This is a genomic window from Xenorhabdus ehlersii, from assembly GCF_003610465.1.
Taxonomy (GTDB): Bacteria; Pseudomonadota; Gammaproteobacteria; order Enterobacterales; family Enterobacteriaceae; genus Xenorhabdus; species Xenorhabdus ehlersii.
The window spans coordinates 1,214,037-1,237,935 of sequence record NZ_RAQI01000001.1; the positions used below are offsets into that span (position 1 = coordinate 1,214,037).

Annotated in this window: 17 protein-coding genes and 1 tRNA gene; 3 read left to right on the top strand and 15 right to left on the bottom strand. The window is 44.8% G+C overall.

Annotation, left to right across the window (positions count from 1 at the left end; all coding sequences use genetic code 11):
- Positions 1-225: 225 nt before the first annotated feature.
- Positions 226-657: a universal stress protein UspA gene (gene uspA, locus BDE27_RS05780; protein ID WP_099131840.1), complete on the top strand. Its 432-nt coding sequence runs from the start codon at positions 226-228 to the stop codon at positions 655-657.
- 258 nt (positions 658-915) lie between these two features.
- Positions 916-2,259, top strand: coding sequence for an NADP-specific glutamate dehydrogenase (gene gdhA, locus BDE27_RS05785; RefSeq protein WP_099131839.1), 1,344 nt, complete (start codon positions 916-918; stop codon positions 2,257-2,259).
- An 85-nt stretch (positions 2,260-2,344) separates the two neighbouring features.
- On the opposite strand, the gene rsmJ is transcribed toward gdhA, so the two are convergent.
- Both rsmJ and prlC read right to left on the bottom strand, forming a co-directional pair.
- Complete coding sequence (gene rsmJ / locus BDE27_RS05790; RefSeq protein ID WP_167450550.1) at positions 2,345-3,088, bottom strand: 16S rRNA (guanine(1516)-N(2))-methyltransferase RsmJ; 744 nt, start codon at positions 3,086-3,088, stop codon at positions 2,345-2,347.
- Between the two features lie 5 nt (positions 3,089-3,093).
- A complete protein-coding gene (gene prlC / locus BDE27_RS05795) occupies positions 3,094-5,136 on the bottom strand; it encodes an oligopeptidase A (protein WP_099131837.1) in 2,043 nt (680 codons plus the stop codon).
- Positions 5,137-5,361: 225 nt separating this feature from the next.
- On the opposite strand from prlC, the gene BDE27_RS19390 reads away from it, so the two are divergent.
- Positions 5,362-5,430: transfer RNA gene (locus BDE27_RS19390), tRNA-OTHER, on the top strand.
- Between the two features lie 391 nt (positions 5,431-5,821).
- Here BDE27_RS19390 and BDE27_RS05805 read toward each other — a convergent pair.
- From BDE27_RS05805 to BDE27_RS05865, 13 genes are all read right to left on the bottom strand, one after another.
- Positions 5,822-6,148 carry a lysozyme inhibitor LprI family protein gene (locus BDE27_RS05805; RefSeq protein ID WP_099131836.1) on the bottom strand — a complete coding sequence of 109 codons (327 nt, stop codon included), beginning with the start codon at positions 6,146-6,148 and terminating at the stop codon, positions 5,822-5,824.
- Positions 6,149-6,580: a hypothetical protein gene (locus BDE27_RS05810; RefSeq protein WP_099131835.1), complete on the bottom strand. Its 432-nt coding sequence runs from the start codon at positions 6,578-6,580 to the stop codon at positions 6,149-6,151.
- 189 nt (positions 6,581-6,769) lie between these two features.
- A complete protein-coding gene (treC, locus tag BDE27_RS05815; RefSeq protein WP_099131834.1) occupies positions 6,770-8,431 on the bottom strand; it encodes an alpha,alpha-phosphotrehalase in 1,662 nt (553 codons plus the stop codon).
- A gap of 18 nt (positions 8,432-8,449) precedes the next feature.
- Positions 8,450-9,883 carry a PTS trehalose transporter subunit IIBC gene (gene treB / locus BDE27_RS05820; protein ID WP_099131833.1) on the bottom strand — a complete coding sequence of 478 codons (1,434 nt, stop codon included), beginning with the start codon at positions 9,881-9,883 and terminating at the stop codon, positions 8,450-8,452.
- 434 nt (positions 9,884-10,317) lie between these two features.
- Positions 10,318-11,856 (bottom strand): M28 family metallopeptidase, encoded by a 1,539-nt coding sequence (locus BDE27_RS19860; protein WP_244208698.1) that lies wholly within the window; start codon positions 11,854-11,856, stop codon positions 10,318-10,320.
- 82 nt (positions 11,857-11,938) lie between these two features.
- Positions 11,939-12,481, bottom strand: coding sequence for a dihydrofolate reductase family protein (locus BDE27_RS05830; protein WP_244208699.1), 543 nt, complete (start codon positions 12,479-12,481; stop codon positions 11,939-11,941).
- 257 nt (positions 12,482-12,738) lie between these two features.
- Positions 12,739-13,770, bottom strand: a complete 1,032-nt coding sequence (locus BDE27_RS05835) for a methyltransferase (RefSeq protein ID WP_099131831.1) — start codon at positions 13,768-13,770, stop codon at positions 12,739-12,741.
- Positions 13,771-13,898: 128 nt separating this feature from the next.
- Positions 13,899-14,966: a methyltransferase gene (locus BDE27_RS05840; protein WP_099131830.1), complete on the bottom strand. Its 1,068-nt coding sequence runs from the start codon at positions 14,964-14,966 to the stop codon at positions 13,899-13,901.
- A 79-nt stretch (positions 14,967-15,045) separates the two neighbouring features.
- On the bottom strand, positions 15,046-15,294 hold the full coding sequence (locus BDE27_RS05845; RefSeq protein ID WP_339352507.1) for an MbtH family NRPS accessory protein: 249 nt from the start codon (positions 15,292-15,294) through the stop codon (positions 15,046-15,048).
- On the bottom strand, positions 15,278-16,336 hold the full coding sequence (locus tag BDE27_RS05850) for a hypothetical protein (protein WP_099131828.1): 1,059 nt from the start codon (positions 16,334-16,336) through the stop codon (positions 15,278-15,280). Before BDE27_RS05850 ends, BDE27_RS05845 begins: the two co-directional genes overlap by 17 nt.
- A 1-nt stretch (position 16,337) precedes the next feature.
- Positions 16,338-20,672: an amino acid adenylation domain-containing protein gene (locus tag BDE27_RS05855; protein ID WP_099131827.1), complete on the bottom strand. Its 4,335-nt coding sequence runs from the start codon at positions 20,670-20,672 to the stop codon at positions 16,338-16,340.
- A gap of 3 nt (positions 20,673-20,675) precedes the next feature.
- Positions 20,676-22,583: a non-ribosomal peptide synthetase gene (locus tag BDE27_RS05860; RefSeq protein WP_167450551.1), complete on the bottom strand. Its 1,908-nt coding sequence runs from the start codon at positions 22,581-22,583 to the stop codon at positions 20,676-20,678.
- Complete coding sequence (locus tag BDE27_RS05865) at positions 22,504-23,898, bottom strand: condensation domain-containing protein (RefSeq protein ID WP_120211320.1); 1,395 nt, start codon at positions 23,896-23,898, stop codon at positions 22,504-22,506. The genes BDE27_RS05860 and BDE27_RS05865 overlap by 80 nt, the downstream gene beginning before the upstream one ends.
- Position 23,899 lies beyond the last annotated feature (1 nt).

Sequence of the window (23,899 nt, forward strand, 5' to 3'; positions counted from 1 at the left end):
TTATTTGAATAATGACTATATTAAATATTAGTTAAAAATACAGTGCTCAGCGGGTATTATCGTAAGGCATATAATCCGCTATTGTGGCCAGACTGCGAGAAATAAAACAATAAGTTGTGATCAAAACAACACTCAAAAGACACATTGAGCGGTTATAGTATAAACATCGAATCATGGCGTTTAATGTTGCCAATCCATTTAATCGACGTTATGGAAGGAGTTCTTATGGCTTACAAACATATTCTTGTTGCGGTTGATTTATCTCCAGAAAGTCAGATTTTGGTGGAAAAAGCTGTATCATTGGCGAAACCGTACAATGCCAAAATTTCCCTGATCCATGTTGATGTTAACTACTCTGATCTTTATACCGGCCTGATTGACGTAAATCTTGGTGATATGCAGGAGCGTATCGCGGATGAAACCCGTAATTCCCTGAAAGAACTCTCTGCTAGTGCAGATTACCCCATTCAGGAAACGTTGAGTGGCAGTGGTGATTTAGGACAAGTCCTTGTGGATGCTATTAAGCAATACGATATGGATCTGGTTGTATGTGGTCACCATCAGGACTTTTGGAGTAAGTTGATGTCTTCAGCTCGCCAGCTTATTAACACCGTTCATGTTGATATGTTGATTGTACCTTTGCGTGACGAAGAATAATCTTCGGTTGATATTTTATTCCGTAAAATCGCCTGCTTATGCAGGCGATTTTTTTATCCTCAGAAAAGATAATGAAACTGGTTTAGAAATTGTCAAAGTTATTTTTGAGAAAATATATAAAAAATAGTTGTTGAAATTTAAGCATAGAACAGTGCTATATTCAGAAAGCAAACCGTAATTACCTCACATTTTCGACAAAAAAATAATATGGGAAATGGCAGGGGGTCATCACATCTGAATGACAAAAAGGAAGCCCAAATGAATGTTTCATTATCTTTAGTTTCATTTCTTGATTCGGTTCAATCCCGTAATCAGCATCAACCAGAATACCTACAGGCAGTACGAGAAGTGTTGACCTCTCTCTGGCCTTTTCTGCAACAAAACCCGCAATATTGTGAGCAAGGGTTATTGGAACGCCTAGTGGAGCCGGAAAGAGTTATCCAATTCCGCGTTTGCTGGGTGGATGATCACGGGAAAGTACAGGTTAACCGCGCATGGCGGGTTCAGTTCAGCTCTGCTATTGGGCCATTTAAAGGTGGGATGCGTTTTCACCCTTCTGTTAATCTTTCTATCCTGAAATTTTTAGGCTTCGAGCAGACATTGAAGAATGCGTTGACAACTCTGCCGATGGGAGGCGGAAAAGGGGGTTCTGATTTCGATCCCAAAGGGAAAAGCCACGGTGAAATTATGCGATTCTGTCAGGCATTGATGACAGAACTGTACCGGCATCTGGGGCCAGATACCGATGTGCCTGCCGGAGATATTGGCGTAGGCAGCCGTGAAGTAGGTTTTATGGCGGGTATGATGAAAAAACTGTCGAACAATACGGCGTGCGTTTTTACGGGTAAAGGTCTTTCTTTTGGTGGTAGCCTGATCCGCCCTGAAGCCACCGGATATGGGCTGGTTTATTTCACCCATGAAATGCTCAAACGGCATGGTATGGAACTTGAAGGTATGCGGGTATCTGTGTCTGGTGCGGGAAATGTCGCCCAGTATTCTATTGAGAAATGTATGGAACTGGGGGCAAAAGTCGTCACAGTATCGGATTCAGGCGGTACGGTATTGGATGAAGATGGTTTTACACCGGAGAAACTGGCTCATCTTCAAGAGATCAAAAACCAGCGTTACGGCCGTGTAGAAGAGTATGCCAAAGAGCGTGGACTGACTTTCCTTCAAGGCCAGGATCCGTGGTCTATTCCTGTGGATATTGCCCTGCCTTGTGCGACGCAGAATGAACTGGATTTGGAAGCAGCAAAAACATTGATTAAAAATGGTGTGAAAGCGGTTGCGGAGGGCGCCAATATGCCGGCGACAATTGCGGCTACTACGGCTTTCCTTGAAGCAGGCGTTTTGTTTGCACCGGGTAAGGCGGCTAATGCGGGTGGAGTGGCAACTTCGGGTCTGGAGATGGCACAGAACGCAGCACGTTTGAATTGGAAAGCAGAGAAAGTGGATATTCGTTTACATCACATCATGCTCGATATCCATCAGGCTTGCGTAGAATATGGTGGAGAAGAGAAACAAACTAACTACGTACAAGGTGCAAATATCGCTGGCTTTGTCAAAGTGGCGAATGCGATGTTGTCACAAGGTGTTGTGTAGTTAGGTAGTTATGCAATTAATTTATTGTCTAACTACATGATTCGTTGTAATTAATAACCCCATTCAGAACATGGGGTTTATTTTTTTAACAAGGATAAATATCGAAACGGTGGTTTTTGGTGGTAATTGCAGCGGAAGCTTTAACACCTGCCAGTGGTTCTGCATAATCTGGTCGTTTCACTACAACACGACGTTTTGCCAATGTTCGGGCAGGTTCCAGCAAACTATCAGCATCCTCATCCGCCCCGACCAGCGATTGGAAAACCCGCATTTCTTTTTTGACCAGCGCGCTTTTTTGTTTATGTGGATACATAGGATCAAGATAAACCACATCTGGCGGCGGTGTAATATCCGTCAAAGCTGTAATGCTTGAGGCATGGATCAACGTCATGCGCTCTTTCAGCCAGCCGCCAATCTCTTCATCCTGATAGCCACGTTGTAGGCCGTCATCCAGCAATGCGGCTACCACTGGGTTGCGCTCTAACATCCTGACATGACAACCGATAGAAGCCAGTACAAAAGCATCGCGTCCCAATCCAGCGGTAGCATCCACAACATTGGGTAAATAATCTTTCTTGATGCCGACTGCTTTCGCGACGGCTTCGCCACGACCACCACCAAAGCGACGACGGTGTGCCATTGTACCGCTGACAAAATCGACATAAATCCCGCCCAGCTTAGGTTCATCGCACTTGCGCAATTCCAGTCGTTCGGGAGTCAGTACTAATGCCATGACTGATTCTTCATCGTGGATCAGATTCCAACGTTCAGCCAATCGCGATAAGGCGCTGCGATCAGCGCCTTCTTCACAAATCAAACAAATCTTCACTGGTTTTATCCGCCGATGCCGTAGCTCTTCAGCATTGCATCCAGTTCTGGTTCACGACCACGGAAGCGGACAAACAGAGTCATTGGATCTTCTGAGCCGCCACGGGTCAAAATGTTGTTGAGGAATGACTGACCGGTTGTGCGATTGAAAATTCCCTCTTCTGAGAAGCGAGAATAGGCATCGGCTGCCAGCACATCCGCCCACAGATAACTGTAATAACCTGCTGCATAGCCACCATTAAAGATATGGCTAAAGGAGTGTGGGAAGCGCCCCCAATCTGGTGATGGCACAACCGCAACCTGTTTTTTCACTGATTGCAACGTTTCCAGGATTTGCGCCCCCTTAGCTGGATCATATTCCACATGCAGACGGAAATCGAACAGTCCAAACTCAAGCTGACGCAGAATTCTCATTGCGGCCTGATAGTTTTTGGCTGCCAGCATATTATCCAGCATCTCTTGTGGCAGCGGTTCCTGAGTTTGATAGTGACCGGAGATAAATGCCAATGCTTCCGGCTCCCAGCACCAGTTTTCCATAAACTGGCTTGGGCACTCTACCGCATCCCACGGTACGCCACTGATGCCAGCAACATCCAAGGCTTCAATCTCGGTCAGCATGTGGTGCAGGCCATGCCCAAATTCATGGAACAGTGTTGTGACTTCATTGTGCGTAAACAGGGCGGGTTGATCACCGACTGGCTTGTTGAAGTTACAAGTCAGATAAGCGACAGGGTTTTGCAATTCACCAGATGCATGACGCATTCTGCCAACATAACTGTTCATCCATGCGCCACCGCGTTTATGTTCACGGGCGTAAAGATCTAAATAGAAACTGCCGCGCAATACCTGCTTATCATCATACAGATCAAAGAAACGAACATCAGGATGCCATGTATCTACACCATGGCGCTCTTTGGCAGTGATGCCATAAATGCGGCGAACCACTTCAAACAGCCCTTCCAGCGCTCGTTGTTCAGGGAAGTAAGGACGTAGTTGTTCATCATCAATAGAGAAATCGTGCTGCTTTTGCTTCTCGCTGTAATATGTCAGATCCCACGCTTCCAGCTCATTAACACCGTAGTGAGATTTGGCGAAGTCAGTGAGTGCTTCCAACTCTTCTTTACCTTGTTGGTGGGCACGTTTGGCCAGGTCGTTCAGGAAATCGAGTACTTGCTGAGGTGTTTTAGCCATTTTGGTCGCCAGCGAACTTTCAGCATAGTTCTTGAATCCCAGTAATTGGGCCAGTTCATGACGTAATGCGAGTAGTTCCGCCATCACTTCACTGTTATCCCATTTTCCGGCATCTGGCCCTTGATCGGAAGCACGGGTTGTATAGGCGTAATACATTTCTTTGCGCAGTTCACGATTATCGCCATAGGTCATGACCGGCAGATAACTTGGCATATTGAGTGTCAACAACCACCCATCCAGCCCCTTGGCTTCGGCGGCGGCCTTGGCTGCGGCTTTGGCACTTTCAGGCAGACCGGCCAGATCGCACTCGTCGGTAATCAGCTTGGTCCACCCCATAGTGGCATCCAGCAAATTATTGCCGAACTTTGCCCCTAGCTCAGATAAACGGGCAGTAATTTCACCGTAACGCTTCTGTTTCTCTTCTGGCAAGCCAATGCCGGTCAATTCAAAATCACGCAAAGTATCTTCAACAACCTTGCACTGTGGCAGGGAAAGGGTCATGAAGGCTTGGCTATCTCTCAGGGATTTGTAGGCTTGATATAACCCCTTGTGTTGCCCCAACCAGGTATCGAACTCAGAGAGCAAGGGCAGGCTTTGCTCATAGGCTTCGCGAAGCTCTGGACTATTCTTGACCGCATTCAGGTGTTCGACTGGCGACCACATACGGGAAAGCCGATCTTTCTCTTCTGAAATGGGTTGGCACAGATTATCCCAAGTAAAAGCGGAGTTTTCGGATAAAATCTTCTCAATTAATTGGCGGTAATTGGCTAACGTCTCTTCCACAGCAGGCACGACATGTTTTGGTTCGATTGCAGAGAAATCAGGCAATGCAGAAGATGTCAGTAGCGGATTAGTCATAATGAGCGCCTTATATGTATATTTAGGTATAGGCTGAAACCAGCCCCGCATCCCAATGGGTTGTTGACGATAGATGGGGATAAGATACCGTGAGTTCAATGCTAATGCTGCACTTTTATGCGAATAATTAGGCTCTTTTTCTATCAGAGATCTGTGAAGTCACGGAGAAGTTTAGATATTCTTGGAGACGCGCTATAATCCCTGCTCTTCATCAGTTTCATTAATGGAAGATCATCGTCCCCGGTGGGGCCGCCAGCGGCCCTCGGCAGGTTCGACTCCTGTGATCTTCCGCCAATTACCCTCCGCTTAACTCAATTTTTCCATTCAAATAAGTAAGCATAATAAGTATGCTGATGTTGATGCAAGGTTGCGTTGGGATTGTGTTAGCCGCTTTTATTACTCAAGTACCAATGTTTGCTTCTCAATGGGGAATGTTTCCAGGTCAGGCTGCATTTCTTATCACATTATTCGGGCTGATAGGTTGGCTCTCTCGTTTAGTACTCACACAGTAGTACACATTACTGGGTTTCTGTAGGATAAAAATGTCGGAGAATAAAAGTATGGCGCAACACTTTCATTGGCAGAAAGAAAATAGTTCGTCCAGATATTTATAATAAATATTAACGATTATTATTGATTGGAAGTTGTATTACGCTCCGTTCCTTGGAACCCTAATTATTTATTATCAAATCGGTTTCTCTATCCAATTATACAGTGTATCAAGTTGATGAATGCGTTGGTGGTAACTTTGCAGCAAACAGGCTGTATCACCCTTGCACTTTTGGCGCTGTTTCAGCCATGCAGTTTGGTTATCATACATTTCACCAGATACGCCCATGGCAAATAACCCTCGCAGAAAGTGATATTTCACATTTAATTCCACATCCAAATCATTTAGCTTTAGGTCTGAACAAATTGCTTTTTCATCCGGTGCCTTGGCTTTGGCACAGTCAAAACTGGCAGCAAAACTGAGTGGGGAGAAGATAAGTAACATAAGCCAGAGATATTTCATTTAATTCTCCTTTATGGGAAAGAACTTGAATGATCGGGCTTTACCAGTTGCATCTAATTTGCAGGAAAATCGAATGTCGTGCCAGCCATCATCCGTCCTATACATACCGATACCGACCAACTCAGAAGGGTGTTTGAGTCTTATACTATCTTCTGAAACCACACCGAGGAAAACTTTATCAGCATCTTTGTGATATTTCTTAATGATGGGTAAGGCAAAAGGACGACAAATAAACTCTGCCACTTTTTTGGTATCTGACCAACTTTCTACCATTGGTAGTGCAGATTTATCTGTAACTTGCTCATTAATCTGCTGTTGCAGGTATTTTTTCTGGTCTGGAGATAATTGTTGAGATGGTACTTTTGCTTGTGCAAAGGCAGATAATAGTAGGCTGATGATCCCCAAATAAGTTAAGTATCTTGAGTAAAACATAATGGCATACTCCTTGTTTGAGATTAAAAAAGTATGGCATGGATTTTGTGGGTGCGCCATTAATATACATGCATTTCATGAGTCTTTAAAAGAAAATACCCTACCTCGTTTTATTTTTAGTGAGGTAGGGTATTTTAAGTATTTTATAAATAATTCATTATGCCAAATGACGATATATCAATAATATTATCATTTGGATATTAAGTATATTGATTCATAAGGTTTAATTTTAATCTCATGATCTACCGTTGCAGGTGATGGGTAATTGCTCATCAATACCTGCCATTCTTTGCTTAAAAGAGCAGGTTCTGGAGACCAAAGTTGAGTTTCATCGCTTAGGTTTGCAATAACCAGCAAGGTTTGATCCTGCCAACGACGCAGATAGCACCACAGTGAAGGGTGTTCTGGCAGCAGATCCAGGTAATCACCGTATGTCAGAATGGGCTGTTGCTTTCTCAATTTAATCAAATTGTGGTAGCAATAGAAGACGGAATCTTCGTCCTGTAAGACGGTTTCGGCGTTGATCTCTGAGTAATTACTGCAAGGCGCAATCCACGGTGTTCCGGTGGTAAAACCAGCGCTTGCTGAATTATCCCACTGCATGGGGGTTCGGCTGTTATCACGGGATTTCTGCGCCAAAATCGCCAGTATATCCTCTGGTTGCACACCTTTCTCAATACGCTCTTGATACATATTCAAGCTTTCGATATCCCGATAATCTTCAATGCGCGTAAAGTGAGGATTTGTCATGCCCAGCTCTTCGCCCTGATAAATATAAGGCGTGCCTTGCATACCGTGCAACACCATCGCCAGCATTTTAGCGGATGTTTTATGGTGTTGGTGTTCATCCCCGAACCGAGAAACAATGCGCGGCTGATCATGGTTACACCAAAAAAGCGCATTCCAGGCTTTTTGGTGCATACCCTGCTGCCATGTTGCGAAAATCTTTTTCAGTTCAACGTAATCTGGTTTTGCCCGAGTCCATTTTTCTCCATTTGGGTAGTCAACTTTTAGATGGTGAAAATTAAACGTCATGGACAGCGTTGTTCCGTCCAGGGCAGCATAGCGTTGGCAGTTCTCAAGGCTGGTGGATGACATTTCACCAACGGTCATTAATCCTTTAGGCTGGAAAACATCACGGCTCATTTCTTGCAGAAACTCATGTATCCGCGGGCCATCGGTGTAGAATCGGCGGCCATCGCCGTGATCATCATTAGGATAATCTTGCTGTTTTGAGACAAGGTTAATGACATCCAGACGCAAGCCATCAACGCCACGATCAGCCCAGAATTCACAGATTTTTTTCAGCTCAGCGCGAACCGGTTCATGCTCCCAATTTAAATCGGCTTGTTCAACCGCAAACAGGTGGAGGTAATATTGTTGACTCTCTGCATGCCATTGCCACGCATTACCACCGAATTTGGATTTCCAGTTATTGGGCAGGGAATCTTCAGAACCATCCCGCCAGATATAAAACTGGCGATAAGGGCTATTAATGTCCTGTGCCGCCTGGAACCACGGGTGTTGGGTTGAAGTGTGATTGAAAACCATATCCAAAATAATGCGCATGCCACGTCGATGGGCATTTTGCACCAAATTATCAAAGTCCTCCATGGAGCCATAATCAGGATTGATAGCACAGTAATCAGCGACATCATAGCCATTATCAACCTGCGGAGAGGGATAAATCGGCGTGATCCAAATGGCCTCAACGCCGAGTCGCTGTAAATAATCCAGCCGTTGGGTGATCCCGTTGATATCTCCCGTACCGCTACCGGTACTATCCTGAAAACTTTTTGGATAAATTTGGTAGATAACGCTATCCATCCACCATGGTTTTTGTTCCGTCATAAATAGATACCTACAAAATTAATTGGCCTGTTCATTGGGTAAGAGCGCCTTGCGTTCATTTCTGCGATAAGCCAGAACAGTCAGGAAGAATGGCACAACAATAGCGATGAGCATGGCAATCAGATAAATCATCCAGAACTGTGGCTTGATAGAAAGAATTCCTGGTATTCCGCCAACGCCGATACCATTAGCAATCACATGGTTGAGTCCACAAACCAGTCCAGCCAGAGCTGCGCCAATCATCGCACAGAACATGGGGTAACGGTATTTGAGGTTGATACCATACATGGCGGGTTCGGTTACGCCCAGATAGGCTGAAATTGCCGCAGGAACAGAGATTTCGCGTTCTTTTTGTTTCTTGCTTGCCCAGACAATGCCGAGAACGGCAGAACCTTGTGCGATATTAGATAGCGCAATAATAGGCCAGATCGGTGTTCCTCCGGTGCTTTGGATCATTTGCAGGTCGATGGCCAGTGTTGTTTGGTGTACACCCGTGATAACCAGTGGAGCATAGAAGAAACCAAACAAGGCGGCTCCGATAGGGGCAAAGCTACCCGTCATTAGACTTTTAACAACCCAGGCAACACCATCCCCGATAGCACGTCCGGCAGGGCCTATCAGGGCGTGGGCAAGGAGGACAGCCAGTACCAGAGAAGCCACAGGGACAATCACAAGATAGAGATAGTCTGGTACCCATTTTTTCAGCCGGGTTTCAATCCACCCCAACGTGAGGCCAGCTAATAGGGAAGGAATAACCTGTGCCTGATAACCGACTTTAGAAATGGTAAACCAGCCGAAATTCCAGACTTCGGGCGTTTGTTGCCCAAGCAGGTAGGCATTCATCAATTGTGGGGAAACCAGGGTAATACCGAGAATAATCCCCAGAATGGGTGTTCCGCCCATCTTTTTGACGGCAGACCAACAGATACCTACAGGGAGGTAGAAGAATACAGCTTCACCGATTAGCCAGAGAAAATCATAAATACTCTGCCAGACAGGATAGAGTTGCGCGAGCGATTTGCCTTCACTAAACGGGATATCGCCGATCAGGTTACGAAAACCGAGGATTAAACCGCCGCTGATCAGGGCTGGCAGTAGGGGGAAGAAGATCTCAGCAAAATGTGAAATTGCATTTTCATACCATTTCATATTTTGGCGAGCAGCTTGTTTAACTTCTTCTTTATTAACGGATTGTTTCCCTGTGGTTTCAAGCAGAGCTTTATAATAGACATCCACATTTGTCCCAATCACGACCTGAAATTGTCCGGCATTAGTGAAGCATCCCTTGACCATTGGTAACTCTTCAATGGCTTTGGCGTCGGCATTTTCTGGTGTATTAAGAACGAATCTGAGGCGGGTGATACAATGACTGACGGAAGCGATATTTTCTTTACCACCAATCAAGGTAATAAGATTATCAATATCCTTTTGATTTATTTGTTTTTTCTTCATGCCTTTCTCCTTGGTGTGGCAGGAGTTATAAATAATGGAGTTTTGCGATTAACAGAATGATTTCTCTCATGATGAGATAATGAATAGACTGAAGTAATAGCAGGTTAATCCTAGACAGATTTTTATATTTTGAATATGAAAAGTTGCTTTGTTTGAGTTTTAGATCACATTTTAGGCCATTGATTTGAAATTAAAGGGTTTTTTATATTCGTAGTACTTATTATTATCGGGTTTTTAGTTTTTTCAGTAATTAATAGATGTGACTTATAGGTTCATACCATCGATGGCTTGGTAAAATAAAGAAAGATCCGTACCCTAGCGAGTCACAACTTGGATCTGCGCCCGGTGGCGGCGCAGAATGTTATTCAATTCGATGATATCCGTGTGAATGGTGTGGTTGGAAAAACAGATCCACGGGAATTTTAACCTGTTATCTATCGGTTTTTCGTGAATGAATGAGGTATTGCTCTCCATAAGCACCAATAATTGATACTCCATATGATTGTCGGTATTAAGGCTATAATGAAAGCAAATAGTAAGCTTTGTAATCCGCTGTTGATCAGGTAAACCACAGGCGTATATAAGAGGCTTGAAAAGTATATTCCTAATGTTGTGATAATGAGCGCGAGATAAAATCGATTAAATTTAAATAGAATAATGTGTGAAATTAATAAAAATAGGCACGGGATGGTAATTAAATAAGACAGGGCGGGTATTTTTATGGAAATTATTGCACAGAGTAATCCAATAAAAATAAAGGGGATCTGTCTGTAAGATTTTTTTACATTACGATTCATCTGATGGTGAAAAAGATGTTTTCCCCAGAATAAACAAAGAATTAAAATGCTGATACCAAGGACAGCGGTGATATCGGAGGGAATTATAACTAACCCGTATATGGGCAACGGAAAGTAAACTGCATCTTTATTATGTCCCAGTAGTTCCATATCTTGCTGTACGATAAAATAATAACCCACTTTTCTCACGGTATTCTGGTATTGAAATAAGGTTTCAGGGGAAAGATTTTCTAGCGTATCGCTCATTCTGTGATAATGTTCGAAGCCTTGTACGACTGCAAAATTCAGTCCGGCTATCCCTTTTTCTTTAAATACCGTGTAATCAGTATCGTTCTGTAAAATATCATATATCAAAGGGGTAAATGAGAATGCAGTGACGTTGCTTAAATTCTTATTTAATGCCGTCATCAGAGCATAAGGTTGAGCAGAGGTTTCAAATAATACAGGAATACCATGATTTCCCCTTGCTTCAAAATTCAAAACAAGGCTAATCGATTGTAACTCTTCATCGGTCAATTGGTTGGCAAAATAATTTGCGCCTAATAAACCTAACTCTTCACCATCGGTTAGTAAGAAGATAACATTATTTTTTATCGTCGTTACTTGGGTCAGATCCCGCATTAGCTGCAACATGGAGGCAACAGCCATGCCATCATCCCCTGCTCCAGGAGAGGTGCCCACACTGTCATAATGCGCGACAATCAATATCGTGTTTTTAGCGGCAGGAGAAGTTCGTTTAGCAATGATGTTGGTGCCGTAAGCGGAGTTTCCCTGTTTTAGCCCTGAGCGGATGCGCACTTCTTCTTCAAAAGTTTTGGCACCGACTCGTGCTAGTTCTGCATCAAATGCGCGGCGTTGGTATTCATCAAGTTGTGAGTAGATTTTTTCCTGACGAGCAACAAGTTCATCGATAGTGAACAGGAACGGTTGTTCGATAACATGGTATCCCATTGCTTGAATTTCTGTGAGTAAATAGCGGCGGATCTGTTCTTGCTGTGTGGATACTGTAGGATGTGGTTTGGCTGCAATGATACTGAGCGCTTTTTGTACGTTTAAATATCCTGTTTCTTTAGTTGGTAAGGTGGTCATCGTTGTCGGTTGTACCATGCTGACACCTTGATATACAGATAAACCAAGAACAACGACTAAAATCAGGCTCAAAATGATACGAGTCATGTTGTTTCCCCAGTGTTGTCAATAGGCTGCGTGATAACAGTTTCTTGGCAAGAACAAGTACTGTCACACGCAGTGCTAATACTTAGCTCATTTTTACGTCCATTAAGGTTTCGATAGCACCACTTTGTAATAATCGCTGCATCTTAGGAACCACTTTAGTCTTTTGGTCAATTGGCAGAACATTAACGCCAGAACCCAGAAATACGGGAATGGTTGTAATGAACAATTGTTGCAATTCACCTGCATTAGCAAAATATGCAGCTGTTTTTCCTCCTCCCACGACCCAGACATTTTTGTCTTTTGCTGCCAGTCTTGCCTTGGAAGCGATGGACTTAGGGGATTCTTGGGTGACTACCGCGTTGATCCCTACAGGAATGGATAGTTTTCTTGAAGAAAGAATAAATGACGGAATATCTTTATAGGGCCAGTCATCCGCTGAGTTTTTCATGATCCATTCATAAGTTTCAGCACCCATAATGGCCGCGCCAATTCCACGGTAAAAATCATCATACGGGGTGGCATCATCGCCAAGTGTGAATTCATAGAGCCAATCCAACTCGTGGTTTTCCGTTGCGATATAACCATCCATTGTTGCAGCGACAAAATAAATGAGCTTTGACATCATTTTTCCTCATAGTTACACATTACAATTAAAACTTTGGCTAATTAACCCTGTTTGACAAGTAAAAAGTTTCATTAATTAATTTCAGCCAATTTAATAACATTATTAAATTAGTTTTATAAAGCCTATTCCCTTAGGCTCTAAATTATCAGGTCGATTAGGCCGTGTTCTTTATAATCTATAAAGTAAGATGTGTCATTGTATATTCGCATTATGGTGTTACTGGTTTATTAGTGTTACGAGTTTATTGGCGCCATGCGTCACTTGGGTGTGGCATATATAATGCCGTTGCCACTGGGTAATTGGGTGATCTCTTTAACGGTAAAATTAGCTTGTCCGAGTAATTCTCTAAATTCTTTTTCCGTGCGTTCCTTACCGCCAGAAATACCAAAAAGAGACAGCATATATAAGTCCATCATGGCAGCAGTTTTATTTGCATTTGTGTCTTCTATGTCTGAGGCTAATAAATCGATAATGATGAGTATGGCCTTTTTAGGCATATTTCGATGGCACGTTGATAATATTTTTCTGCAATTGTCATCGCTCCAATCATGGAGTACATGTGACAGCAGGTAAATACTGGCATTTTCAGGCAATGCTTTGAAAAAATCACCTGCGATGATTTGGAATAACCCCGTTTTTCCTTGTTCAGCCAATTTCTTCCGAGCTATCTCTGTAGCGACAGGTAAATCAAGGAGAATCCCCTGATTGTTCGGCCATTTTTCTAATATTCGCGTGAGTAGATAGCCTGATCCTCCCCCAATATCTAAAATGGTTTCTGATTCACCAATGACAAGATGATCTAATAATTCAGGGACTTCCAATTCTAATCCCATATCCTGTGAACGGTCGAAAATAGCTCTTTTTTCTGGATTGGCTTCAAGATATTTGAACAGGGTAGCGTGATAGAACTCTTCAAAGCTGGATTTTCCACTACGGATAGTCTCTGTTATACCACGCCAGGCCTGCCCTATTTCTCCGTTGATCAGCAATGCAGTTGGCTGTGCAGAGGCGACTGCTTGTCTTGTTAGGCTCTTACCTAATAAGGTTAAAGCAAATTCTCCATCCGTGTTGGTGACGAGACCAAATTGGGTCAGCGCCCGAAGTAGTCTCGCCAGAGCGGCCGGATTGGTTTGAGTTTGGTTTGCTAATTGTTCAATTGAGCTGTTAGACGTGTCAATTAAATCGGGCAAATTGAGGACACAGAAAGTCTGTATAGCTTGGGATATCAATTGACTGTATAAGATCTGTCTAATTTGTTGAGGTGTGTTGTTGTCACTTTGCGTGTCCATTGTTGTTTCCTTTCATTGAGCATGTTGTTAAATGGGTATCGTGTTGAATGTGTGGCAAAAAGTCATCCGGCTTTAAGAGGCTGGATGACTTAATGTGATTTATACCCTCAGTCTTTTATAGGTAATAATTATTTATGGGCAATGATGATGCCATGTGGCGTCCAGCCTGGAATGCGGATGCGTTGTGGATCTTTGAATCCGGCTTCATTCAGGCAGTGTTCATATTGTTCCCAAGAATAAATCATCCCTCCTTCAGCGGGCAGACAGGCGAAGTAAACGCTGTCTAGCGCAGCAACAACAGGGCCATCTCCTTCATCGTTTGACATTGAGTTGAAAATCACAACCCGTCCCCCTTTTGGCAGGGCATCATAGGCTTTGCGCAACATGCGTATGTTTTCTTCCAGTGTCCAAATAACCAGTTGATGGGCGAAAAGGATGCAATCGTAGCCTGTTGGGAAAGGATCATGCAGGATATCCAACGCCTTGGCTTCAACTCTGTCTCCAAGCCCTGCTGCTGCAATTTTGGATTTGGGAACTGCCAACGCTGATTCTATATCGAGCAAGGTCACATGCAGGTGAGGATTGGCCTGTGCCAGGGCAAGAGCATTGACTGCATCGCCACCACCTGCGTCCAGCAGACGATGTGTGTTGGACAGGTCAAGGTGTTTAATCAAATCTTTGTTGGCAAGTTCAGACCAAGAACGCATATATTTATAGAAAACTTTTTCAAGTTCAGGATGTTGGTGCATACGGTGGTAAAGGTCACGACCTGTGCCTGGAAAACGCCGTAAACCGACATTGTTATTTGCCCGCAGAGATTCGGTAAAGTCGAGCTGGCTCTCATAGACAATATACTGCTCAAATGCCACAGTATCTTTAAAGCGTTGCCAATCAGCCGTGCTCATGAGTTCTTCCAGGACCTCAGCATTTCTGTAAATTCCGTTGTCTTTTGTCAACATACCCAATGAGGTGACACCTAATAGCAAGATATCTGTTGCTCGCTCTTCCAAACCCAACGCTGTTCTGATTTTTTCCTTCGTAGGTTCATGAAGGTCTGTGATCGTTTCAAACAAATTAAGCTCACAAGCTGCTCTAAGATATTGGAATGCCGCATGACTAAATAGGAGATAACTGAGTCCCGCCATATCAAGTTGAGCAGGCTTTGTATAGTCAACTGAGCGATGGGTAGATGTCATATCTTAATTCCTTAATAATAATATTGTTATAGGTTAATGGTTGGGTCGGCATATAACGTTTTTACTACTGTTTTTACTATTACTGTGTCGAGCCATAAGCCGTAGGCTCTGTCCATACGAGGTCGATGTATTTCAGACAGTCACTACGTGATCCTTCAAACCCTTCTTTAGACCATCCAGACGGGAGTTCCCGCCCACTTGGCCAGATTGAATATTGTTTGTTGGCGTTAGTAACGACAAGGCACAACACGGAGTCATTTTCACCAAGAAAAGTTGCCATATTGGTCTCCTTAATAAATGGCATGCTGGGATTATTTTTTGTGTTCATCTGGGGTCAGGGAGCTTGTATCCAGGGATCTCATCCGAGTTTTTTTAAGCCCTTCCAGAATTTGGCCGGCAGGGGTAGCCGCTTTTTTTCTGGCGAGTAGGCTACTGCTGCTTTCCCCCACAAATTTTTCGCAAACGCTACGATGAGCGGTGTAAACTTCAGTCAGCACCGAGCGCATGCGCTCAACAGTTTTGGGATGTGTTTGTTCAATAAAACTCCAGATTGGTGTCGACTGGCGCATCAGGCGAACCAATACTTCGTGATCACGCCAATTAATGCCGCTCATTTTGGGAGGTGCTATGGGCGGCATTAATGTCGGCCGGATTTCGCTTAGATATTGTTCTTGATTGAGATCGGTAGCGAACTCAAGCGTGATCCGAGAGATATCCATCAATTGAATAATTCGGTTGGCTTGTGCATGAGCAAGTTCTATATCGTTATTCTGGGCGGCCCTTGTCATCAGGTTGAGGGACAGGCTCATTCCCTGGCAGAGCACCATAAACAGCAGGTGTCCTCTTACCCAGCGTCTAAAGGGCATGTTTGGATCTTCTTGCCGAGCAGGGAGGGCCAATGAATAGTTCCTGGTTTGCGGCATACTGCGTGGCTCGATAATCGTATGCAAAATAGCATCGACGGTAGAGATGACCTGATTCCACTCGTCTTGGCTCAAGTTGGTGCCCCAACGCTCGACTAATTCACAGACCTGCACGGTGGCTTCCAGTGTAGCTTTGATTAATAGAGCGGTGCTTTCTCCCCGATGCCTCTCAATCCAGAACGCTTTATCATTATCTCTGTTTTCCTGACTTTCTCGGGGATCATCCACTACGACGCCATCGGAAACCTGAGGGAGTTGTTGGTGAATTTTGTTTAATGTGCTTATGAACGTCGTCAAGCTCCGATAAGCCTGTGCTGCTTCAATTTGTGTTATAACTTGACTTGCCAGCATTTTTGCTGACTGCAAACCTTGTTCGTCCACGGGTAAGTCTTCAGGTATGCCCAGAATGAAAGGATTGCTTGATATCGGGAAAGATGACTGACTCATGTTATTTCTGTTCCTGTGTCTGGTGTTGTAGAGTTTCTGGTGCTATCAGGAAATCGGTCTCAATCAGATAATTCAGGATCTTGTGGGCATATCCTTTCATGGTAATTGGACGGGGGATGTCTGAGGATGCCAGTAACTCAAACGTCTGCTGTCCTTCTAATTCTGGGTTCACTTCATGCCTATAAGCCGGATCAAGTGCCCGATGTGGTTTGGGATCGGCATCTTTGATCAGGGGGATCAATGGGTAAAGGTGATGACCGGGTGGAACGGCTAAAGCGCGTTTTCTACCTTCCTCAAAAGGCACTATCTTGAATTTATAGCCGAAGTCCTGGATCCAATCGCAGAATTGGCGAATGGAGACGGGGTCTGGGTTAAAGAGATGGAAGAATTTACCCCGACTCTGTGGTTGCTGTGAAATATGCACAATGGCGGCAGCAACATAATCTACCGGTACGATATCAAAAATACGTGGATAATCCGGCACGATGCCCATTGGCAAAAAGCCGCGTAGTGCAACCAATAAATAGTCGATACTCTGAGATGCACCTGTTTCTGTATGTCCCAGAATCAATCCAGGACGGAAAATACTTACGGGAATACCTCGCTGGCGAGCGAGATTGGCGACCCCTTCGGCTACCCACTTACTGCCCGTATAGCCAGCCGGAACGCCAACGGCGGACTTCAATGGGTTGTCATTTTCCAGGAATGGTCGTGGCATGTGTGTCGCCAGCAGAGTATCCACAGTAGAAACGTAGTGGACGTTTTTTAATCTGGCTGTACAGGCGAGTTCGAAGACTGTTTGAGTACCACCTACGTTGGTGGCTTTTAGTGCACTGTAGGGATAAACAAAGTTGACCAAAGCACCATTGTGGTAGATCACATCTACATGGTTGGCTAGTGATTGCCATTGATTATCGGATAGGCCGAAGTGGGGAAGCGCCAGATCACCGACCCAAAAATCGACCCGCTGCAGTTCGGTTTCAATTTCAATGCGATATTTTTTCAGGCCTTCAATAACCCGTTCTTTGGCATGTTCACTGTCTTTAGCACGACACAGGCAGATTATTTTGCTGGATGTCCGTTTCAGGAGTTGTTCGATCAGATATAACCCCAAATAACCTGTTGCTCCGGTAAGGAAGACTAATTCAGGCTGATACCAATTGGCATGTGGCAGTCCCAGAGATTGTATGTTGTCATCCAGCCAGATATCGCCTTCCAGGGTTTGTGCATGCTGACGGGCAAGGAGGGAAGACAAACCTTCGCGCCGATAAATTTCTATGGCTTCTGCCACCGCAGCGGGCGTAGGAACCCGGAAAAATTCATGTAATGGGATCTGAACTTGGTGCAGTGTGGCCAGTTTACCCGCCAATCGGGTTAAGAGAATGGATGTACCACCTTGAACAAAGAAATCGGTATCAGGTGTGACTTCTGACAAGCCTAGTACCTGAGCAAAATCTTGCATGACGGATTCTTCCAGTTTTGACAGGGGATCACGTCCCTTGAGTGTGGTAGTCTCCGTTTTAGTTGGTGTTGCCAATTCAGCTAGTTTTAACAGATCCACTTTTCCGGTGGTGGTTTTGGGTAACTTATCCATCAGCAGGAATTGTGCTGGTACTAAATAAGTCGGTAAATGTTGGAATAATTGCGAGAGGATCTTGTTAGCATCCCATTCTGTTTTTTGGTCTGTTGCTGCAATCAGTCTTGCTTGTTCTGTTCCTGCATCAATCGCAAAAACGATCACTTCACTGATATCCAAAACCTGACGTATTACATGGGCAACTTCGTTAAGTTCAATGCGATGCCCGCGGATTTTTACTTGATGATCACGCCGTCCCAGATAACTGATCGCGCCATTAGACAAACGACGCCCTATATCTCCAGTGGCATATAGACGCCCTGTACCGAAAGGATTGGGCAGGAAACGCAGGGCGGTTTCCATCGGTTTACTCCGATAACCGCGAGCCAGACTTTTGCCGGTAATCATGATCTCGCCAGGAACACCACAGGGGACGAGATTAAGATCAGGATCAACGACAAAGGCATCAACATTGTTCAGGGGATAACCGATGGGAATAGGGTCGTAAATATCATTCGGAACAGCATAAGCCAGTGCATCAATAGTTGTTTCTGTTGGCCCATACAGGTTAATGACCTTGGCCTGCCAAACGGTGTGGAACCTCTGTACCAAATCTGAATTCAGTGCTTCACCGCCGCTGAGTACAAGCCGGATGGAATGACAACTTTCTGCCTGGGGATGATCGACCAAGGCTCCTAGCAAGCTGGGTACACCTCCCAATATACTGATTTGATGTTGTTTAATCAGGTTGATCAGGATGTTTGAATCTTCCATTGCTGCCGTATCTGCCAGCACAATGGTGGCGCTGCTGGTGAGAGGCCAGAATAGTGCCCAGATACTGGGATCAAAACTGAATGAATGATTATGTAGGACGTTATCTTGCGGATGCAGAGGCCAAGTTTGTTGACGCCATATTAAGTTATTGACCACTTGCTGATGTTCAACGAGTACCCCTTTGGGTTGTCCGGTGCTGCCAGAGGTGTAAATAATGTAAGCGGCATCTTTGTCTGACAAGTTTTCAGGGGCTTGCCAGCTAATTGAAGTATCAAGGTCTTCCATGCAAAGTATAGGCACTTTGGGCCAGTCACTGGTGATCTGCCCTTGTGAAGTGACGACCAATGAGCTACCGCTGTTTTCCAATAAAAAGCGGATTCGGTCACTGGGCAGGCGTGGATCAAGGGGCAGGAATGCGTGACCTGAACGTAATATACCTAATACTGTAGTAACGAAATCAACCGTTCTGGGCAGGCATACGGCAATAATTAGTTTTGATTGTGCAACGTGTGATTGAATATTCGCAGCCACAGATTCAGAGCGATTCCATAATTCTGCATAACTCAACTGTTGAGTATCATCCACGATAGCGATGTTGTCCGGCGCTGATTTTACCGTCTCAGCAACCAAATCAGAGAGTGTTGCATTCAAGGCTGGTGTTCTGCTGCCCTGTGAAACTGCCAAGATATTTTCCCGCGTTTTGTCTGATATCAACAATGCAGTTTCAAGACACTGATCAGGGGGAGCAAATAGCAGTGTTGTTAACGCTTCTTCCAGTGTATCGACCAATTTCTTGGTCAAAACGTTGCAGTCATAGTCCATTACCAGCGTCATCTCTTGTTCTCTCTCATAGCAGGTGATGTAGAGATCAAGGTCATTGGATGAGAACAGTGGCGAGCATTCCACCAGCTCGATCTTACGGTTTAAATCGGGATATTGCCTGGTTTCGACATATCTCAAGCCAGTTTGGAAGTAAGGTGTTCGGCTCAGATCCCTTTTGGGTGGGCAGATTTCCAACAAACTGGAAAATGACACTTTGTTTTCCGCGGCCAACTGTTCAGCGACCTGTTGGCTGATATCCCCCAGTGTACCGTTTTCGGCCAAATCAACCCGAATGGGCAGGAATGTTTGCAATGGCCCGATAACAGCAGAAAGAGAAGGATCGCGAACCTTAACGCCACAAACGGCAGCATGGGAACCTTGCCAGCGCATCAACACGGCGAGCCAGCAAGAGATAAAATGTTCTGGGCTTTTTGTCTGCCATGCTTTGCTGAGTTGTATTTTGTGGATTTTACGTTGTGTCAGTTTGATCTCTGGTCGAGGAAATTCAATCGGGATTTCGGTTGCGGCTGGAGCTTGCAGTTTTTGTCCCCATTGATAAATTGTGCTTCTGACTGCTTCATCGTCTAAGCGAACTTGTTCTGCCTGAAATGCAGCCGTCAAATCACCAGCCGATAACGAAGGCAAATCACTTGCTGGTAAAAATATCAATTCTGCAATAAGTCTTAGTGAGACTTCATCCAGAGAGATGGGGTGACCAGCCAAAACAACATCATATTTTTCTTCAGAGAATTTGTTGATGAAAATGCGCAGTAATGGGCCTTCACTGACATCAATAGGTTGCTGAAGTTGTTTGATGATAAGCTCAGATTCAAACTCAGAGGGGGTTGCATTGAAAAATTCAAATTGTACCTGTCCTGTCGGCATTAATAGCCTGACGGGTTGACCTGCCACTTCAATGAACAGGCTACGCAGGGTTTCAGCCTTGGTCACTAACTGACTGAGAGTAATTTGCACTGTTGCAATATCTACATGCCCGTTTACCTGAACGCGAGCAGTAATGGGCATCATGTTGGCATCAGATAAATGAGTCAGTAACCAGATCCTTTTTTGTTCTGTGGAAAGTGGATGTGCACTGAGTGCTCTCTGAGCCAGTGGGTGTGAACGCAGTTCATCTTCGAAAGCGACCATGTGTTTAGTTTGCACGATTTATTTCTCCTGAACCTGAGAAGAGGATGGGTCGTGGGCATGATTGTTGAAGGTATCGTTGGGGGAATTGAGTGCTATCGTGTTAAATTCCCAGTTCCCCTGGACTCCTTCGGTTTTTATTCCTGTATCGAATTGCATGGATTCCAGTGTTGCTGCGATACGGGCGATTGTTGGGGAAATATAAATATCTGCGATAGGTATACGTTCCCCGAACTCCATTTCAATACGTTCCACCATCTGGGCGACTAAAATGGAATGACCGCCAAGTTGGAAAAAATCATCGGTGACACCAAAATGGTTTATGCCAAGTAATTGGCTCCAAACAGCATGGATCTTAGCTTCTGCCCCATTTCTTGGAGCTATGCTTTCAACCGTAGTACTCATGCGGACGGCATGGGTTTGCAGGTGTTTTTTATCCCGCTTGCCATTGTGTGTCAGGGGAATGTCTGAAATGCGAAAATATTCTGTGGGTATCCATGCTTTTGGTAGATCTTGTTTCAGGATATTAAGGGCGTGGCTCATCCATGCCTGTTCATCTTCGACATGCGTTGAAAAAATAATGAATGCCTGAAGTCGTGCAGCACTTTCGTTTCCCTGAGCAGAGAGAGATACAGCAGCATCTTTAACATTAGGGAGTTTCCTGAGTGTGACTTCGATTTCTCCCAGCTCAATGCGATGTCCGCGTAGCTTGATTTGATCGTCACGCCGACCTGCGTAGAGCAGGGAATTGTCCGGTAACATACGTACCATGTCACCCGTCAAATAGGCTCTTGTTCCTGTGGTATAAGGATCCGGCAAGAATTTTTGGGCGGTTTCACGCGCATTACCATAATATCCAGCACTGACGCCCAACCCTGAAATCATCAGTTCACCTAAAAATCCTTTCGGAACAGGCTGGAGATGTTTATCCACGACCATCACTTGCGTACCCGCGATCGGTGCACCCAAGCGAATTACACAACGTTGATTCATTCGGGGTTGTATTTGGTATGCCGTTGACCAGATTGTTGTTTCTGTTGGCCCGTACAGATTCCACAATGTCATGCCAGGTTGACACAAGCGATCCGCTAAATCCTGGGGCAATTGCTCTCCGCCGCACAGCATAGTCAAGTTTTCCCGTGGCGACCAACCCGTCATTAAGGCGAGCGACCATGTGATAGGTGTTGCTTGAGCCAGTGTTATTTCATGGTTATTCAGGCATTCAATTAACTTGCTGCCATCCCGTTGTGCTGTGGTAGGGGCAATGTAGACACTTCCGCCGTGTACCAGTGTTAACAAGAGTTCCAGCAGAGAGATATCGAAAGAGAACGTGGTCAGAGCCAACATCCGATCGTTAGGACGGATATTCAGCAGATGACCAAATGCACTTAATGTGGAGACAAGATTATTCTGACGAACCAGGACGGCTTTGGGTTGTCCGGTCGAACCAGAGGTAAACATAATATAGCCTGCGGCTGTGCCGACATGGAGTGCAGGATTCTCGGTATGTTGCGGAGAATGACACCACAGTGATGCCATCTGGATAGGCGGCCATTGCCTGAAAGAATCAGGCACTGTTTCATCTGCTATCAGAGTCACATTGCTTAATCTTGATAGCATGTCTTGCAACCGGGATTCCGGCATAGTCACATCAAGGGGAATATAGATCGCATCCAGTTGCCAGATAGCTAACATGGTGACTACCCAGGCGACTCCGCGTTTACCCATAATGGCAACATGAGAGCCAGCAACAATGCCGTGTGTGTTCAATATGCCAGCTGCATGCATAATCTGCTGATTGAGTTCATGGAACGTTAGCTGGATATGCTCGTCACACAGAGCAAGCGCCTCAGGCTGTTTTTTTTGCCAAGGTTGATAATTGGGTAGGAATACTTTGGAATTCAGGCTCAATAGGGTTAGATACAGCACGGGAATCCCCATGACCCATGTTTAATTCATTAAGCAGCATGGAGGTTGAGTGAGCAAACTGCTTTAGGACATGTTCCAACATACTTGAAATCTTAATCGCGGTTGAAGCATCAAGGATGTCGGTGGCATATTCCAGAAAACCTGTTGTATTGCGATCCGGATCTTCAAACAGGAAAAGGGAAAGATCCAAACGAGAAGCACCGGTATCTACATCGGAAAACGTCAAATGCAGCGAGCCAGCGTCAAAAGAATGCGGCGTATCCTGTTCATAGCCAAATAAGATCTGGAAGAGTGGAGGAAGACCAGGAGACCGAACATGCTCGATGGTATGCAATATTTCAGGTAGTGGAGTTTCACTGTGATCAATCAGGTCAGAAAGTGTCTTTTGCACAGACTTTAGATAGTCTGTGACACTTTGTTCTTCATCATATTGGCTGCGAAAAACACAAATATTGGAGAGATAACCAATAACATTGCGTAACTCTGGTCTGATTCTGTTTGATGTTGGGATACCGACCAGAATATCATCCTGGTCTGTAATGCGATGCAGGACAATACAGTATGCAGCCAAAAATATTGCTGCTGCTGATACCCCTATTTGGGTTGCCCCCTGTCGCATGGATTGCCATTCACTATAGGTAAAATTCAGCGGGATACGGGCACCGGTGAAAGACTGTTTATCATTGCGCTGTGTCATGGGTGCTATTTCTAGCGTAGTCGAAGCCCCTGCTAGCTGTGATCGCCAGTAATCAAGACCCTGATGGGGAGTTTGTTTATTCCAGGCGGCATAATCGGCAAATTGCAGGGCATCCGCTTCCATAAAATCGTGTCCGGTTTCATAGGCAGTGAAGATTCTTTTCAGCAGCAATTGCAGCGATATTCCGTCACAAACAATGTGATGGGTGCTGAGGAGTAATTCATAGTGGCTTTGTCCTGTCCTTATCAGTAGTAACCGATAAAGTGGTGCCTGCTCCAGAGACCATTTCCGTTTGATTTCCATATTGATTAATCGCAATGCCCCTGCCATATCATTGAGATAATCCATTGTATGAATGGGTAGCGTGGCGGACGGTGAGACGACTTGACTCAGTTTTCCATTGGCATAGGAAAAAGATGTTCTCAATATTTCCTGTGATGACACGACCTGATTTACGGCACGTTGTAGTTTAAGCACATCAAGCTCACCATCAATGGAAACCCGAACGGCCATGGTATAAGCCAGTTGTGAATCTGGCGCCAGCTCATTAAGGAACCAAAGTTGTTCCTGACTATGGGAAGCAGGAAAAATCATCGTTTGGTGTGCATTATTGTTCATC